Source organism: Psychrobacter pasteurii, assembly GCF_900162815.1.
GTDB lineage: Bacteria > Pseudomonadota > Gammaproteobacteria > Pseudomonadales > Moraxellaceae > Psychrobacter > Psychrobacter pasteurii.
The window spans coordinates 38,568-56,432 of sequence record NZ_FUGD01000083.1 but is presented as its reverse complement, the minus strand read 5'-3'; the positions used below and the strand labels follow the sequence as shown (position 1 = coordinate 56,432).

Below are 17,865 nucleotides of genomic sequence, written 5' to 3'. Positions count from 1 at the left end.
AATATCAAAATAGAAAGCTAGCCTTATACATTGGTATATTTGCTGGCCTCAGGCATCCAGCGGTGAATCAACTGGGTCACTTCCGTTTTACGTGAGTCATCATTAATCAGGCGTTTGGCCAAATGACTGGCAATCATCAATAGGTTTTCATCTCGGCTTAAATCCGACACGTAATAGCTCACATTGCCGGTTTGGCGTTTACCGAGTAACTCGCCTGGGCCACGCAGTTGTAAGTCTTTTTGAGCAATAACAAAGCCATCGTTACTGTCACGCAGCACGTTTAAGCGCTCAATGCCTGTCTCAGATAATGGGGTTTGATACAGCAGCACACAGAAGCTTTTGGTAGAGCCGCGACCGACTCGGCCACGCAGCTGGTGCAATTGCGATAAGCCCAAACGCTCAGCGTTTTCGATGACCATGAGTGAGGCGTTGGGCACATCAACCCCAACTTCAATTACAGTGGTAGCTACCAATAAATCTAGCTCTCCATTTTTGAAAGCAGCCATGACCGCTTGCTTCTCAGCCCCTTTCATTTTGCCATGAACCATGCCGATACGGATATCCAGACGCTCACTTAAGTCGGCAAAGGTGGCTTCAGCAGCTTGAGCATTTAAGGTACTTGAGTCATCTACTAGCGGACAGACCCAGTATGCTTGCTTGCCTTCTTTGCAGTTGGCCGCAATGCGTTCAATCACCTCATCTCGGCGGGCTCGGTCAATGGTGACCGTGGTAATCGGAGTACGTCCCGGCGGCAACTCATCAATGATGGACGTGTCCATATCGCCATAAGCACTCATCGCTAGCGTACGCGGGATAGGGGTGGCGGTCATAATCAACTGGTGTGGTGTGCTATCGGCAACTCCTTTGTCAGTCAAGGCCATACGCTGCTCAACCCCGAAGCGGTGCTGTTCATCAATAATGGCCAGTCCCAATTTGGCAAAAACCACGGACTCTTGGAATAAGGCATGGGTGCCGACCACAACTTGCACCTCATTTTCGGCAATAGCTTCTAAAGCTTCACGGCGCTGTTTGGCGGTTTGCTTGCCAGCCAGCCAGCCGACTCCTATCCCTAACGGCTCAAACCAAGCTTTGAAGTTAATCAAATGTTGCTCAGCTAGGATCTCTGTGGGAGCCATGACTGCCACTTGCCAGCCACTATCGAGCGCATAACAAGCCGCAAGTGCTGCAACCAAGGTTTTACCAGCGCCCACATCGCCTTGTACCAGACGTAGCATAGGAATAGAGGTGGCCATGTCACTGGTAATCTCTTTAACGACTCTGTCTTGTGCTCCGGTCAAGCTAAAGGGCAGGTTGGCCAAAAGTTTGTCTGCTAAGGGGCTGTTTGTGTCACATTTAGGGGCTTTGTGCTGATGTAATTGCTTACGGCGATACAGCATACTGAGCTGATGCGCCGTCAACTCTTCAACGATCAAACGTTGGCATGCGGGGTGGGTGCGTTCTTTTAATTGTTCCAACTGCGCCGCTTGTAGGGCGATATCGGTGTGCATCGGCGGCGTATGAATTAAGGTTAGTGCTTCAAACAAACTTAAATGTTGCCAGCTGGGCGTATTGCTAGGTATCTGGCTAGAGGGATTAGAGGGACTGGTTACTGGTATATTTGAGGCAGAAGGAGTAACTGGCAGACCATAGCTGTTGGTGGGTAGCGGCGCTGGCAAGTGATTGACCGCTTCCCAGTCTGAAGTATTAAACACGCTAATGGGTAGGCCTTGCTGATGGATTGTCTGTAAGGCCAACTTTAATAAGGTGCGCAGCTTGTTTTGATGTAACCCTTTGACCGTAGGATAAATGGGTTGTAGCCCGGTATTGACCACAGGTGCGCCTGGGCTGACCACGTTGTATTCAGGGTGTGCCATTTGCACCCCGTAGCGGCTGATTTTTACCTCTCCAAACAGCCTTAAACGGGTGCCCAAAGTCATGGTCTGGGCCAAGCCGGCATAAACCTTAAAAAAACGCAGTTGAATGGCACCAGTAGCATCCTCAATCACCACCGTCATGCCGCTGCGTTTGTTATCCACATAAGTGACTTGTCCCTCAATTAATGCAGACTGACCATCTTGCAAGTCACTGATATTAACCAGACGACTGCGGTCTTCATAGTCACGTGGCAGATGCAATAGCAAGTCAAATAGGCGCTGAACCCCCAACTGCTCAAGCTGTCCTTCAATCTTACTACCGACACCAGCCAGTACATGGACAGGCAAATCTACAGCAGTTTGAGCTATATTTGCAGTAGTCTGAGAAGAAGCAGGGGACGTGTGTCCATTTGAGGAAGTTGGCATAGCGAGTCTCTTGATTGACTGAATTTAAGACCTATTCATTATAATAATCGGGTATAACTAAGCCGCTGTATTCACAGATTATAGAGGATATTTTACCGGCACATCAGGGCTTATTATATATACTGTATCTGGTCTAAGATTTTTTGGGTATAGACTGTTATCATACGCATAATATTGGCTTTATTAATAGTGGTTTTAATAAGTGCTGTTTTTTTGCGCCTTATTTTAGCCAACAAAAGCCTCCAATCTGCCGTTCACCCTTATAAAGATACCAGTTACCGGAGCCGTCATGCGAGCCTCAACTCAACATGTCCAAGATAGATTAAATCAGCCCTATAATGAGCAACAAGCTGCTTTGCTGCCAATGGGTACAGCCGTTATTGTGGCTTGGTTGGCCGGGGCGATGTTTATGCTATCGTTGGCGCCTTATGGCTACTGGATTATTGCGCTGATTTCTCCAGCCTTACTATACGCACTTCTGTTGGGACCGATGAGCAATAAGCGAGCGTTCATCATTGGTGAAGCTTATGGTATGGGGCTGTGGTGTGTGGGGGCATTTTGGTTATATACCTCAATCCATGATTATGGAGATATTCCGGCACCTTTAGCAGTATTGGCCATTGCGGTTATGGGGCTGGGTATGGGGCTGTTCCATGGTTTTCTGGCTCTGATCTTTAACCGCTTTGTGGGTAAGCAGCCTTTGGCTTTTGCCGCTTTGTGGGTATTACAAGAGTGGATGAAGACTTGGTTATTTACCGGTTTCCCTTGGCTCTTCGTTGGTTATGCCTTTACTGAACAGTATTGGCTGTCTTCATTAGCGCCGGTAGCCGGGGTGTTCGCGGTATCTTTCGTAGCGGTTTTATTATCGGCCAGCTTGGTCGATGTGTTTCGCAAGCGGGCAGGGTATCTGGTAGTCAGTGCCTTATTTATAGCCGCGAGCATTGGCCTGTGGTTGACCAATCCTGCGTGGACTCAGCCAAAGCCAAATTCCGAAAACTTAAAGGTATCGTTAATCCAGGGAAATATTCCGCAAGACCTTAAGTGGCTGACCGAATACCGTTATAAAACTCTTGAGATTTATGCCACGCTAAGCAGTACCGAATGGGCTCAAGATATGGTTATTTGGCCAGAATCTTCTATTCCTATGTTTCAAACGGAAGCTTGGCCTTTTATTAGTGAAGTGGTCAAAGTAGCCAAACAAACCGACACCACTTGGGTCACCGGTATTCCTTATAAAGACGAAGCGGCCTATCAACAAGATACAGACAAATATGCGCCGTTTTATAACAGTGTGATAGCTCTAGGCGCCCAAGCTGATGGGCTGTATAAAAAACAAAACTTAGTGCCTTTCGGGGAGTATATTCCGTTTCAAGGGGCTTTAGATTTGTTTCCTAACTTGGCGGGTAGTCAAGATATTATGAGTTATAGCCGAGGTCCTGAAAACCAGTCACCGCTTCAAGTACGCGGCCACAACTTAGGCTCGGCTGTGTGTTATGAGGTGGCTTATCCTGATACCACACGCCGTAATGCACAGAATACCGACTTCTTATTGACCATCTCTAATGATGCTTGGTTTGGTACCTCAGCGGGCCCGCTGCAGCATTTACAAATGGTACAAATGCGCTCTTTAGAAACGGGGCGCTGGTTCATGCGTGCGACGAATACCGGCGTTACCGCCATTATTGATCATACTGGTAAAATTGTGGCTCGAGCACCACAGTTTGAGCGCACTGTGCTACGTGGCGAGGTGCAATCTCGTACCGGAACCACCCCTTATGTTCGCTTTGGTAACACGCCTATTTTATTATTAATAAGCTTAATGCTGGTGTTAAGCTACTTGGGTAAACGCTCCTTTAAACGCTAAATTTAAGTAACCTATAATAGTGGTTTTAACTTTCATTGATAAAAATGTACTGTTAATCCACAAATTGGACAGGGCGTTTTCACAAAAGGTAGCAAATTGCGATATAATAGCAAGATATGTGAACAGTTCTGACTGTGATATAGTGCTATTAATTAAATACTATATGGCAGAGGAACCCCTCTTCTTAAACCTTTATCAAACTATACAGATAGGTGACCTATGGCAGATGCAAGCCAAAATAAACCAAAGAAAGAATTTGCCTACGCTCTGGTAGGGACTGCTGCGTTTTTGGCTATCGTACTTCTTATTGGTATTTCAGCCTTTTTACGCCCTGCAGGTAATCATGTAGCGCCTGAAGCTGCTGTAGAAGAAGCCACTGAAGAAGCTGTTGCTGAAGAGGCAACTGCAGAGCCTGCAGCTGAAGCCGATGCGGCGACAACTGAAGATGCGGCAGTAGAAGCCGCTGCTGATGCACCTGCAGACGAAGCTACTGCAACTGCTGAAGCAGAAGCCGATACAGCAGATACTGAGGCACCAGCTGAAGCCACAGAGACACAGCCTGCAACAGAAGAAGCTGCTCCAGCTGAAGCAGAAGCCACAGAAGAAGCGACTGAAACGGCTCAGTAATTCGTTTTTTAAAGCCATTTAAAATGTGCTAAAACCCGCTCTATCTATATGATAGAGCGGGTTTTTTTAATATAACGTCACTAATTTTTCTTTACCCTTAGTTCAGCACGTGAAACAATACTTCGCTTTAACAAAATATAAAGTTATGAATCTCCAAACTTTGAAGCAACTTTGACATAACTGCTTGCTGTAGAGACTGCTATATAGAGATGGACTGAGTTCACTGTACAGTTGAGAGTGGTATGTTTAACTGTTAGACAACTAAGGAATCAAGATTATGAGTAATGCAGACTCAAATGGGTCAGGGTCTTCCGCTGAAGCACAAGCGTTAGACAGCAGCTTTATGGGCCACCCTCAGCCACTGCGATCTTTATTTTTTACCGAAATGTGGGAGCGCTTTTCATACTACAGTATCCGCCCACTATTGGTGCTATTTATGGTGGCATCCATTAGTAATGGTGGCTTTGGGTTTGATGATGCGACCGCCTCAGCCATTTACGGTATTTTTGCCGGTACGTTGTATTTAGCAGCGGTACCTGGGGGTTGGCTGGCCGATAACTGGTTGGGTCAAGAGCGGGCCTTGTGGTGGGGCAGTATTATTATTGCTCTAGGTCACTTATTTATCGCTCTTTCTGCCTTATTTGGCATGTCGATGTTTTTCATTGGTCTGGTCTGTATTGTTTTAGGGTCAGGGTTATTTAAGACCTGTATCTCGGTCATGGTAGGGGCACTGTATCCTAAAGGAGACGCTCGCCGTGATGGGGGCTTTACCTTGTTTTATATGGGCATCAACATCGGTGCTTTATTGGCCGCCCTTATCGTGGGACTGTTTCAAGAAAGACAGATGTGGCACGTGGGCTTTGGGGTAGGCGGACTGGGTATGTTGGTATCGCTACTGGTATATCGCTTTGCTGCCCGTAAGAACTTAAAACGCTTTGCCAAAGTCAAAGGGATCAAGCCTGAATGGGAAGTGGCCAACGATCAGTATCAACATATAGGACGTTGGGTGGGTTTATTTGTTGCGGCTCTGGTTGCACTAATTGTGTTAATTGCCACAGGAATTATGCCATTTAATCCTAGCATGGTGGCTGAATATATGACCTACATCATCGCCGGTATGGTGTTGTTGTATTTCGCTTATATGTTCATCTCTCCTAAATTGGATAAAACCGATAAGCTGCGCCTACTGATTTGTTTCATTTTAATTATCGGTTCGACGCTGTTTTGGTCAAGTTTTGAGCAGCAACCCACCTCATTTAACTTATTTGCTGACCGTTATACGGACCTAAATGTGCTTGGCTTTAATATTCCAAGTATTTGGTTCCAGTCACTAAACCCTATCTTTATCTTAATGTTGGCACCGATTGTTAGTGTGATCTGGGTATGGTTAGGTAAGCGTAACCTTGAGCCAAACAGTATGGCCAAATTCTCATTGGGTATGCTACTAGCAGCAGCCGGTTTTGGTCTGATGATTATGGCTTCTAAACTGGTGGTAGCCAATCCGGATACTTTGGTATCGCCTTTATGGTTAACCGGTAGTCTATTGTTATTGACTCTAGGTGAGCTGGCGTTAAGCCCAGTGGGATTGTCTTCTATGACTAAGCTTGCCCCCAAAGGCATGCAGGGTCAGATGATGGGTCTGTTCTTCACCTCATTGGCGATGGGTAACTTAGTAGCGGCCTTCTTCGGCGGCCACGTTTCGGCCGATACCATTGACGGTCTACCGGGTCTATTTACCACTATGACGATATTCTTGGTAGTGACAGCGTTGATTTTATTGGCGTTATCCAAGCCAGTAAGAGCCATGCTAGATCGTAGTGAAGCTGAAGATGAGCGCTGCGATACTATTTAAGTCAGCTGTAGATTAAAGGCGATTTTTTAAGTCGCTTACTAACTGAAAACGGTTCTAAAAATCAGACGTGTTACTATAATTGGTAGCACGTTTTTTACTATTTGAAATTACCAAACAAGACACAATAAAAAAACACACCATTCATTCTGAGGAATATTATGAGCAAGTCTGCAATCCAAGAGCGTATCAGTCAATTACGCCAAGTTCTAAAAAACAACGACATCAGTGCCATTATCATCCCCTCTGCTGACCCGCATTTATCTGAATATCTGCCTGAATATTGGCAAGGTCGTCAATGGTTGTCGGGCTTTACCGGTTCAGTGGGTACTTTAGTCGTCACTCATGATTTTGCAGGGTTATGGGCAGACAGCCGCTATTGGGTACAAGCAGCTGATCAATTAGAAGACACAGGCATTACCTTACAAAAGCTACAACCAGGCTCACCCAACCACGCCCAGTGGTTAGCGGCTAACCTAAATGCGGGGGATAGTGTGGCCATCGATGGCAACGTTTTGTCATTGGCTGAACAAGATCGTTTGTTAGACGCTTTTGATGAAGTGGTAGACAGTGAAGAAGACGGTATTCGTCTAATCACTGAGCTGGATTTATTGGGTGAGATTTGGCAAGACCGTCCAGAGCTACCAAGCGCTCAGCTGTATGCTCATGATGCTCAGTTTGTGTCACAGTCTGCCCAAGAAAAATTGGCTGAAGTACGAGCACAGATGCAAGAGATTGGTGCCACCCATCACCTAATTTCAAGCTTAGATGACCTAGCTTGGTTGACCAACTTGCGTGGTAGTGATGTGGACTACAACCCAGTATTCTTGGCACACATGATTGTTACTGCCGATAAGGCGACGCTTTATATCGATAATGTTAAAGTAGGCGAGGATATCGCTAAGCTATTGGCCGATGCCGGTATTAGCGTAGCAGATTACGACCAAGTTCAAAGCGCGTTAAGTGAGCTTACGCCAGATGATTTACTGTTATTAGATCCTAATAAAGTGGCAGTAGGCACTCTAAATGACTTAGGCGATGACATTGCCATGATTGAGCAAATCGCACCAAGTACCTTACTAAAATCTGTTAAATCTAAAGAAGATATTGAGCATGTGCGTGAAGCCATGCGTCAAGATGGGGCTGCCCTTTGTGAGTTCTTTAGTGAGTTTGAAGCCCGCTTGAATAACGGCGAGCGCTTAAGTGAGTTAGATGTGGACAGCATGCTAATTGAGGTGCGTAGCAAACAGCCACATTATGTCTCACCTAGCTTCCCAACCATTGCTGGCTTCAATGAAAACGGCGCTTTGCCACATTATCGTGCCACTGAAGACAAGTTTAGCTACCTTGAGGGCGATGGCTTATTGCTGATTGACTCAGGCGCTCAATACCAAAACGGTACTACCGATATTACCCGTGTGGTAGGTATTGGTAATGTTAATGAAGGCCAAAAACGTGACTTTAGCCTGGTGTTAAAAGCACACATTGCATTAGCTAAGGCTTGTTTCCCAGACGGTATTGCTTCTCCGTTGATTGATGCTATTTGCCGTGCGCCTTTATGGCAAGCACAAATGGATTATGGCCATGGTACCGGCCATGGTGTGGGTTACTTCTTAAACGTACATGAAGGTCCACAAGTCATTGCTTATGCAGCCAGCAATCCGCCAGAGCGTGCGATGAAAGTGGGTATGATTAGCAGTAATGAGCCAGGTCTGTACCGTGAAGGTCGCTGGGGTATTCGTATCGAAAACCTAGTTATTAACCAGCCTGTACCGACACCACAAGAGACAGAGTTTGGTCATTATCTAAACTTTGAGACGGTCACTTTGTGTCCTATCGATACCCGTTTGGTGAACCCAAGCCTATTGACTCAAGATGAGATTAACTGGTTAAACGATTACCACACTCACGTTTATAATGAGCTAAAAGACCGTGTTGAGGGCGAAGCTCTGACTTGGTTAACTGAGCGTACTCAAGCTATCTAACTGCTGTAATTCAAGTTGTACTCAAAAAAGCCGCCTAAATTTGGGCGGCTTTTTTGGTCTGTCATTTAATAGCTTTACAACTATTTAATGGCTCTACAGTAGCCACTCAATAGGCAATAAAGAGCATATCCATACTCCAATACGGGCCCATACTGAGCTGTGTGGTTCATCGTCAAACTCAACTTTTTTATTGTCCTCAATGGTTTCCCAGTGCAATTTGCCTTTGGCCGTTTTAGTGACTTTATAACTATACTGCATCTGATTTTGCTTCATGTTGTCTGCCAAATAGCTGGCCATCTGCTCATTATCAAACACGAAGCCCATTTCTGTATTGAGCGCTGCAGAACGCGGATCCATATTAAAAGAGCCAACAAACAGCGTTTTATTATCAATGATAAGGGTTTTAGCGTGTAAGCTGGCGCCACTACTTTTTAGAATGCCGCCATGGTTCTTGGTGACCACTGTCGCCTGAGGCTTAATCTCGTATAAAGAAATACCAGATAATAGTAAAGGCTTACGATATTTGGCATAACCAGCATGTACTGGAACCACATCAGTAGCTGCCAGAGAGTTGGTCAGCACGGCGACATTCTTTCCTTTTTCAGCCAAGTTACGGAACAAAGCTGAGCCTTGTTTGGTGGGGACAAAATAAGGAGAGATAATAAGCAGTTCGTGCTGTGTGTGACGCATTAAAGGGGCAAGATACGCCAATACTGAGTCTGACTCTTTGGATTTTTGTAGCCCTTTGGCAGGGTCATCGCTGATTAGTTGAACCTCGGTCCAAGTTAGGGATAGGGAGCCTTCACGTAACTGTTTTACAAAGGTAGAGGCACTAAGCTTGTTTAAAAAAAGCTGGGTATCCTCATCAGTTGCCGGTGTGGTATCAAAGGGTTCTATTTGCGTATGTTTGATAATACGCTCTAAAGGATAAGAGGAGTTACTTGCCCAATAACGGTCGAAGTCTTGCTCCACATCTTTAGCGGCTGGCCCCACAGCAGCCATGTCTAAGTCAGCAAACAGCACGCCACTACCGAAGCCAAAGTACTCGTCACCCACATTACGCCCACCGGCTATGGTCACTAGGCCATCAGCAGTAAAAGACTTGTTATGCATGCGATGATTTAGTCTAGAAAAGTCGCTTAAGTAGCCTAAAGGACGAAGCTTACGCTGCATAAAGGGGTTGAATAAACGTATTTCAATATTAGGGTGAGCATTGACGCTGGCGAGCAAGTTATCCATGCCGCCAGTATTATTATCATCAAGTAGTAGGCGGACACGCACCCCACGTTCAGCCGCCTGATATAAGCTTTGCATCAATAGGTGGCCTGTGGTGTCGTCATTCCAAATATAATATTGAACGTCTAAGGTCTTTTGTGCTGAAGCGGCCAACGCTAAGCGAGCCAAAAAAGCTTCGTGGCTGTCATCGAGTAAATAAATGCCACTAAGGCCAGGCTTTTGTTGCATTGAGGGCAAGAACTGCTGGGCCAAAGCTGTACTAGAATCTACTGGCAAATAACTGGATTCGGTACGGTTGCTATTGTCCGGCAAATTCTTATGAGTCACTAGAGCCAATGCGATTAAAAGAGCAATTAAGCCGACAATAAAAAGCAAAATTATTTTTAAGATTTTTAACATACGGCAGCTCTTTTAAGATGACAAGGCAGTGAGGTAAAGTGTTTGATGTTTTAGTAATAATAGCAGGATAGCAGCTATAAAAAAGCCTGCTAAAGTAAGCAGGCTAGAGTTAACTTTGAACTGGGTGTATGGCTATCCACTAGCGCAAAAAGCCAACTTCAGACTAATCTTTTTTCTGAAGATAAGTCACAAACTTATAGCTCAAGCCACTGTTGTCATCGGTAAAAGACTCAGACTCTGCACTTAGCTCGAAGCCCTCAGGTATTTCAGGATAAAAAGCATCACCGTTTTCAATGACGGTATCAACCACAGTTAACTCGATACGGTCAGTAAACATTAATGCGTTTTTAAACACTTTCTCGCCGCCGATAACCCAAATAGTTTCGAACTTTAAGCCATGAGCGACATTAGCTGCATGAGTCAGTGCATCATCTAAGTTGTGTACCACATGCACATCTTCAAGATCTTCTAAGCCTTTTTTCTGGGCATAATCTAGTTGGGTAGTAATGATGAAGTTCACTCGTTTTGGCAGTGGTTTTGAGCCCATAGATTCAAAGGTTTTACGGCCCATAATCACAATGCCTTTTAAGCCGCTGTCGACATAAGTATCCGTCTCGGCAGTAGTCATGGCTTTAAAGTGCTTTAAATCATTGGGGATATGCCAAGGCAAGTCGTTGCCCTTACCGATACAGCGGTTGCTGCTAATGGCAGCGATTTGGGCAACTTGAGTATGGGCGTAGCTCATAAAAATGTCCTTAATCAATAATAAATTATTATTTTTATCACTCTCTTATCGGGGATTGAACTTATGGGTTTATACCGCTACGGGTGCCTTAATGGCTGGGTGTGATTGATAGTTTTCAACACGGATATCATCAAAGGTGAAATCAAAAATATCTTTAATCTCAGGGTTTAGCCATAAGCTTGGTAACTCATAAGCTTCACGAGACAGTTGTTCATTTACCTGCTCAATATGGTTTTGATATAAGTGACAATCGCCGCCGGTCCAAATAAATTCGCCCACTTCTAAATCACAAACTTGCGCAATCATGTGAGTTAATAGCGAATAACTGGCAATATTAAAGGGTACGCCCAAGAATAAATCGGCTGAGCGCTGATATAGCTGACAAGACAATTTGCCATCGGCCACGAAGAATTGGAATAGAGTATGACAAGGGGGCAGAGCAACTTGGGTGGCTTCTGCAGGGTTCCAACCAGAAACAATCAAACGACGAGAGTTTGGGTTGTTTTTGATTTGCTCAATCACTTCAGTAATTTGATCGACGCCATCTTGATTGTAGCTGCCATCTTCAGCTTTAGTGGCGCCATAATTACGCCACTGATGACCATAGATTGGGCCAAGCTCGCCTTCAGGACGGCCAAAGCGAGCGGTTTGTTCAGCAGTGGACCACTCATTCCAAATACGAACTTTGTTGTCTTGCAAGTATTTGACGTTGGTATCGCCTTTTAAAAACCAAAATAGTTCATAAGTGATAGATTTCATATGTACTTTTTTGGTGGTTAATAAAGGGAAACCTTCTTGTAAATCAAAGCGTAGCTGGGCGCCAAAATGACTACGAGTGCCCGTACCAGTACGATCCCCTTTTTCGGTACCGTGGTCACGCACGTAGCGGATTAAATCAAGATAAGCGGCTTCATTTTTGGTAGTTATCATAGTCATACTGTCAAATTATTAAAAAGGTTAATTAAGAGTGAGTGGCGTATTTGCCCCAGTCATATTGCTGACGGCGATAGGCTAGAACCATTAATATCAGGCCAAAAATAATCATAGGCAGGGTGTAAAGCTGGCCTTTACTCATCCAGCCGAAAATTAGCGCATAGCCTTCATCTGGCTGACGGAAGAATTCGATAATAAAGCGACTGATACCGTAGCCCAACATAAATAAGGCGCTCACAGCCATGCGTGGACGAGGTTTGGATGAGAACCACCACAGCAGAATAAACAGTAACAACCCTTCTGCAAAGGCTTCATACAGCTGTGAAGGGTGACGGGGTAGCAGGTAATTGCCATTTACTTCAGTCATTAAAGTTTGTAGCGCAGGGTTGGTGGCAATCAATGCTGCATCGAAGTTTACCGCTTGAGGAAAATAGGTAAGCCAGTTATAGCCACCATCTGAGACACGGCCCCAAAGCTCCCCATTGATGTAGTTGCCAATTCGACCAAATAACAGGCCAGTAGGCACACAAGGAACCACAAAGTCTAAAACGTTAAAGATAGGCTTTTTGTATTTTTTAGCAAAGTAAATCATGGCTAAGGCAACGCCTATAAAGCCACCATGGAACGACATGCCCCCTTCCCAGACTCTGAACAGGTACATTGGGTTTTCGAGTAGTTCACTAAATTGATATAAAAATACGTAGCCAATTCGGCCACCTAAAATTACGCCCAATGCCCCAAAAAATACCAGGTCGGAAACCATCTCTGTACTCCAGCCTTCACGCTTGGTGCTTCGATACCAAGCCAGCCCATAGGCGGCAACAAAGGCGAGCAAATACATAAAACCATACCAGTGCACTTGAAGCGGGCCAAGTGAAAAAGCGACAGGGTCGAATTGAGGATGAATCATCATGAGCAAGGTCTACCTGATTATATTATGGTCGTCATAATAGCAAAAATTCACCATAAGCACATTATTTGACACACTACTTGCACAAGTGTATTTGGGTTAGGTAACACTTCACTAAGTTCTTGGCGAAAGGAGCATCGATTTGACTTACTGGGGTCATAATATGGATAAATAATTGAGACTGCCCCATAATGTAGAGGATTACCAACAACCCCTGTGTCTATTAAGGAAAACCTATGTGTATTGCCGCCATTGCCTGGCAGCTATTTGATGAGCTGCCCTTAGTGATATTATCTAATCGGGATGAGTTCTTGCAGAGGCCTACCACATCGGCACACCAATGGTCTGACCTGCCTATCTATGCTGGTCGTGATGATCAAAGCGGTGGGACTTGGTTGGGCATGCACCAGCAGCCTTTACAATCTGAACAGCCTAATCATTCTGAAAGCTCTAACTATTCAGATAAGATATTCAGTCAAAACGGGCGCTGGGCGGCAGTATTGAACTTTCGAGATGGGGTACAAGCTGAACCTGATCAACGCTCTCGGGGTGAGTTGGTAACCCAGTTTTTGACCAGCGACTTATCTCCTTTAGCTTATGCTCGGCAAGTGGATTTACAAGCGTATGCCGGTTTCAACTTAATTATCGGGGATGAAAAACAGGCGGTGGTGGTCAACAATCGTGGCTATCCTCCCACACCGCTGCACAGCGGGCTACACATTATTTCCAATGGTCAGCCTGATGATGCTTGGTTCAAATCCGAGCGTTTGCGGGGAAGAGTGCGCCAAGAAGTGCTACCTTTAATCAGTGAGAGTTTGGAGTTTCATCAAGGGGACAGCAACTATTGGCTTCCTGCCGCATGGAACGTATTGAACGATACCTTGCAGGCTCCTGATGAGCAGCTACCTGATACCGGTATGCCGCCGGCTTTAGAGCAGGCTTTATCCTCTATCTGTATTGATACTCCCGAATTGCCTAACTATGGAACCCGTACTCAGAGCATTTTGACTTTAGCTCTATTAGCCGACTCAGCTCAGCAAGATAAGCGATTACCCAAGCTTGATCTGCGAAGTCGCGAGTATGTTACGCAGCATAGTTTAAGAGACTAGCTTGAAAAAGCAGCTTAAAAAATTAGTCTAAAAAAAAGAGGCCCGTATCTATGGATACAGGCCTCTTTTAGTAAAACAGTACAATATAAAAATAGAAATCAAATTAAGCAAAAAGACTTTAACGATTCAACCTTTAGCTTTTAAACCTGTAAAAGATGGTTTGTGGTCTCAGGTAAAATCAGCTCTTTTTTTAACGGTAACTCACGTGCCAGCTCTCGCAGTGCACGGCGATACACGCCTCGCTTAAAATGAACCACTTGACCCAGCGGATACCAGTAGCTGACCCATTCCCAATGGTCAAATTCTGGTTTTGCGGTGTCAAAGCGGATGTGTTCGGTATTCGGCTCATCTAGCTGTAGCAAAAACCACTTTTGTTTTTGCCCAATACACAAAGGATGCTGCCCATGACGTATGTAACGTTTAGGCAAGCGATACCTTAGCCAGTTGTCAGTCGCCGCCAAGAGCTTAACGTGTCGAGGATATAAGCCTACTTCCTCCCACAGCTCTCGGTACATGGCATCTAGAGGAGTTTCTCCCTCATCGATACCGCCTTGCGGGAACTGCCAAGAATCATGACCAACTCGTTTCGCCCATAGAACTTGTCCTTGTGTATTTGCCAAGATGATACCGACATTGGCTCTAAAGCCGTCTGCATCAATCATGACGAAAACCTTAAAATTTAAAAATGTTGAAATACAATCAATTTGCGATTTCAAAATTAACTTTGGCTATCTGTTATCGTTTTAATTGCCTAGGTTTAACAGAAATCAGACAAACTGAAAATTATTACCTATATTAAACCAGTATTTAGCGTTAAATGGTAACTATATTTTGATATAAAATGTTTCATGGCCTAGCTAGAAGGTTGCAACTTGGCAATTAGTTGCTCTAATAAATAAAAATGGCTCTTAAAATATAAATATCAATGAAATCAATAAAGTATCAGCCAGAATAAGAGAGGGATAATAAAAGGATAGTCGCTGTGTTCTAACTGCGATAATATAGAGAAGTACCAAGGAATGGGTATTCAAGTTATTGCCTATACTAGGATTTTTGTATACACTTGTTCACTATCTGGTTATGACTCATTTATAAAATAATTAACTTTTAACTAACGACAAGGAAGTCGAGATGTCTGCACATCAAATTTATCAATTAGCCTCTGCTAATTGCCATTCATTTACGCCTACCGTAAAGACTTTATCCAAAGCTATCTTAGCCATTACTTTATCAAGTGTGGGCGTGGCCCATGCCGGTGACTATAGTAGTGTCACTTTTTTTGGTGACAGCTTGACCGATGGGGGGTATTTTAAACCTATATTAGATAAAGAAGAGTCGGGACAGTTCACCACCAACCCTGATAATACTTGGGCCACACCTTTTGCTGAAAGTCTAGGCTTAACCTCTACAGCTCAAACCTTGGGGGGTGATGGATCAGGTAATAACTATGCCATTGGTGGTGCACGAGCAGGACTTGATGTCGAAAGAGAGGGGTTGACAGTTGATTCTGCTAAAACTCAGCTAGATACTTATCTGGCCGATAACAGTGTTGATTCAAAAGGGCTGTATTCAGTTTGGACGGGAGCTAATGATATTTTTGCCGCTTCTAGCGATATTGAAAAAGGTTTTATTGGTATAGTTACTAGTATAGTTACTGGTAGTACACCAGTAGTAACTAAAGAAGAGGTAGTTGCTAAAGCAATTGAAGATCATGTTTTGCCAGCCGTTGAGAGTCAACGCAAAATAATTGATACTTTGAAAAACAATGGTGCAAAGTATATTTTAGTGCCTAACATACCCGATGTAGGACTAACACCTGAGACTATACAAGCAGATGAGAAGATTAAGGATAATAAGCTCTTAGAAGAAACGCTGGGTAAAGATGTTTTTAAGAAAACAGGAAATACGCTAGCGACTACCTATAATGAGACATTATACGAAGGAATTAAAAATACAGGCGCAAACGTCATCCCATTGGATACTTTTAGTTTATTACAAAAGGTTGCAAAAAACCCATCGGCTTATGGTTTTAGCAATATGAATGGTACAGCATGTACTAATAAGGATGATAAAGGAAATATTGAATCCTTAAAATGTGGTAGAGACGATTTAGATAAAGAAAATGCAAATAACAGCTACTTCTTTGCCGACAGTATACACCCCACAGGCCGTGCTCATAAAATGATTGCAGACTATGCCAATGCAGTAGTTACGGCACCCGGTCAGGTGAGCGTACTGCCTCATATTGCGACACAGTCTGGCTTAGCCACTAACGAGCGTTTGCAAACTCATATTAATCAGCGTCAAAGCCAAAACCATACTCTACAGAGCACGAGCCCAGAAGGGTGGGTATCAGCAAATATCAATTCGCTAGATGTAGCTGGATTTGAAAGTAGTGGAAATGCACAGTTATTATTTGGACTAGATTTTACGCATAGCGGCTTACCGAATGCGATGACTGGGGTTTACGCCAATCTAAGTCAATCAGAATTGGACAGCAATGAGCGTAACGGCATTGATAAGGTTGAGTTTGATGAGCTAGGTCTAGGTCTCTATCACAGCCAGAATTTAGGCAAAGTACAGCTAAATGGGGCGCTAGGTTATAGCACTATTGATATGGAAACAAACCGTAAGGTGAGCCTAGATAACTACACCCAAAACTATAAGTCTGATGTCGATGGCAGTCGCTATTATGCGTCGCTACAAGCCGGCTATCCGATGTTGCTCAAAGGCACCACATTAACCCCTTATCTTGGTGCCACAGCCAATCGCGTGAAGCTTGATGCGATTAAAGAAGGCACCTCGGACGATCCGATTGCCATGCAGTTTGATAAGCAAAAATACAATACCATTTATGGTACTTTAGGCCTCAAAGCCAGTAGTCAGCTAAGCAATACGTTAAATGTCTTCGGTGATGTTCATTATCAAAAGCAGTTAGATGACAATCATAAAGAGGTCACAGCCCGTTTAAACACCTTGTCTGATATCTCATTTAAAACGCCAAAAGCGGATTTTGATGATGACAGCTTTGGGGCTAGTCTTGGATTATCTCGTCAGTTCAAGTCCTTCTTTGGTAGTGCTGGCGTGTCATATGCCTCAGGCGATGACGATGATATTACCAGCGTATTTATTGAGTTGATTAAGTAGCTGGCTGTAATTTGATTTAATTCAATTCAAGCACGCTTTAACAGCTCAATTTACAGTGAAACAAGACTAAGGCTGAATAGTGCCAACTATTCAGCCTTTTTATTTTAGAAATTAGAAAGAAGTAAAATCAAGTTAGGTAAGTGATAAGCTAAGTTGAAGACAATGATTACTTGAAGCATATTTGCATCCCACCCATAGCATGGTACGATTAACTTTGGTTTAGATACCAATCCAGCTTATTATAAAAATATAATAACCGTAAAACAGATAAATAGGACAGCAGCATGAGCAATGACACCCCAAGATTAGACCCAAAATCCATGCCACTACAAGGCGATGTGACTTGGAAAGAAGAAAAACACTTTATTGGCACTGCCCCCTCGGGCAAGACCGTTGATATTGATGCCAATAAAGTAGCCGGTGCCAGTCCTATGGAGCTTGTTTTATTGGGTCTAGGCGGCTGTGCCAGCTATGATGTGGTCGGTATTTTGCAAAAAGGCCGTCAGGATATCCAAGATGTACGCTGTGAGTTGTCAGCGGTGCGCGCCGATACAGTACCTGCGGTTTATACCGATATTCACTTGCATTTCGTGGTGACAGGTAATGATGTCAAAGAAAAACAAGTAGAAAAAGCGGTAGCGCTGTCTGCAGATAAGTACTGCTCAGCCAGCAAAATGCTAGCAGACGGTGGTGTGCATGTTACCCATAGCTTTGAAGTGGTTGCCGGTTAAAATAAAGCTAAGGCTTTCAGGGCAAACCTA

General features: G+C 44.2%; 13 protein-coding genes. 7 read left to right on the top strand and 6 right to left on the bottom strand.

Annotated features, from left to right (window positions below; translation table 11 throughout):
• Nucleotides 1-23 precede the first annotated feature (23 nt).
• Nucleotides 24-2,300 carry an ATP-dependent DNA helicase RecG gene (gene recG / locus A1232T_RS07245; RefSeq protein ID WP_077448790.1) on the bottom strand — a complete coding sequence of 759 codons (2,277 nt, stop codon included), beginning with the start codon at nt 2,298-2,300 and terminating at the stop codon, nt 24-26.
• Nucleotides 2,301-2,589: 289 nt separating this feature from the next.
• On the opposite strand from recG, the gene lnt reads away from it, so the two are divergent.
• The 4 genes from lnt to A1232T_RS07225 all read left to right on the top strand — a co-directional run bounded on the left by lnt (nt 2,590) and on the right by A1232T_RS07225 (nt 8,625).
• A complete protein-coding gene (gene lnt / locus A1232T_RS07240) occupies nt 2,590-4,164 on the top strand; it encodes an apolipoprotein N-acyltransferase (RefSeq protein ID WP_077448789.1) in 1,575 nt (524 codons plus the stop codon).
• A gap of 219 nt (nt 4,165-4,383) precedes the next feature.
• Nucleotides 4,384-4,791, top strand: a complete 408-nt coding sequence (locus tag A1232T_RS07235; protein ID WP_077448788.1) for a hypothetical protein — start codon at nt 4,384-4,386, stop codon at nt 4,789-4,791.
• A gap of 277 nt (nt 4,792-5,068) precedes the next feature.
• Nucleotides 5,069-6,643: a peptide MFS transporter gene (locus A1232T_RS07230; RefSeq protein ID WP_077448787.1), complete on the top strand. Its 1,575-nt coding sequence runs from the start codon at nt 5,069-5,071 to the stop codon at nt 6,641-6,643.
• Between the two features lie 158 nt (nt 6,644-6,801).
• Nucleotides 6,802-8,625, top strand: coding sequence for an aminopeptidase P family protein (locus A1232T_RS07225; RefSeq protein WP_077448786.1), 1,824 nt, complete (start codon nt 6,802-6,804; stop codon nt 8,623-8,625).
• Nucleotides 8,626-8,718: 93 nt separating this feature from the next.
• On the opposite strand, the gene A1232T_RS07220 is transcribed toward A1232T_RS07225, so the two are convergent.
• From A1232T_RS07220 to lgt, 4 genes are all read right to left on the bottom strand, one after another.
• Nucleotides 8,719-10,260, bottom strand: a complete 1,542-nt coding sequence (locus A1232T_RS07220) for a phospholipase D family protein (RefSeq protein WP_077448785.1) — start codon at nt 10,258-10,260, stop codon at nt 8,719-8,721.
• Between the two features lie 163 nt (nt 10,261-10,423).
• The gene (locus A1232T_RS07215) at nt 10,424-11,005 is read right to left on the bottom strand and encodes a dihydrofolate reductase (RefSeq protein ID WP_077448784.1); all 582 of its coding nucleotides are present in this window, start codon (nt 11,003-11,005) and stop codon (nt 10,424-10,426) included.
• 69 nt (nt 11,006-11,074) lie between these two features.
• A complete protein-coding gene (locus A1232T_RS07210) occupies nt 11,075-11,935 on the bottom strand; it encodes a thymidylate synthase (protein WP_208606925.1) in 861 nt (286 codons plus the stop codon).
• A gap of 31 nt (nt 11,936-11,966) precedes the next feature.
• Nucleotides 11,967-12,851, bottom strand: a complete 885-nt coding sequence (gene lgt, locus A1232T_RS07205; RefSeq protein ID WP_077448782.1) for a prolipoprotein diacylglyceryl transferase — start codon at nt 12,849-12,851, stop codon at nt 11,967-11,969.
• 233 nt (nt 12,852-13,084) lie between these two features.
• Here lgt and A1232T_RS07200 point away from each other — a divergent pair, with 233 nt between their 5' ends.
• Nucleotides 13,085-13,957: an NRDE family protein gene (locus A1232T_RS07200; RefSeq protein WP_077448781.1), complete on the top strand. Its 873-nt coding sequence runs from the start codon at nt 13,085-13,087 to the stop codon at nt 13,955-13,957.
• A gap of 140 nt (nt 13,958-14,097) precedes the next feature.
• Here the strand turns inward: A1232T_RS07200 and A1232T_RS07195 are convergent, their stop codons facing one another.
• A complete protein-coding gene (locus A1232T_RS07195; protein ID WP_077448780.1) occupies nt 14,098-14,619 on the bottom strand; it encodes an RNA pyrophosphohydrolase in 522 nt (173 codons plus the stop codon).
• Between the two features lie 469 nt (nt 14,620-15,088).
• Here A1232T_RS07195 and A1232T_RS07190 point away from each other — a divergent pair, with 469 nt between their 5' ends.
• Both A1232T_RS07190 and A1232T_RS07185 read left to right on the top strand, forming a co-directional pair.
• Nucleotides 15,089-17,104, top strand: coding sequence for an autotransporter domain-containing protein (locus A1232T_RS07190; RefSeq protein ID WP_077448779.1), 2,016 nt, complete (start codon nt 15,089-15,091; stop codon nt 17,102-17,104).
• A 320-nt stretch (nt 17,105-17,424) separates the two neighbouring features.
• Nucleotides 17,425-17,835: an OsmC family protein gene (locus A1232T_RS07185; protein WP_425272065.1), complete on the top strand. Its 411-nt coding sequence runs from the start codon at nt 17,425-17,427 to the stop codon at nt 17,833-17,835.
• Nucleotides 17,836-17,865: the final 30 nt, after the last annotated feature.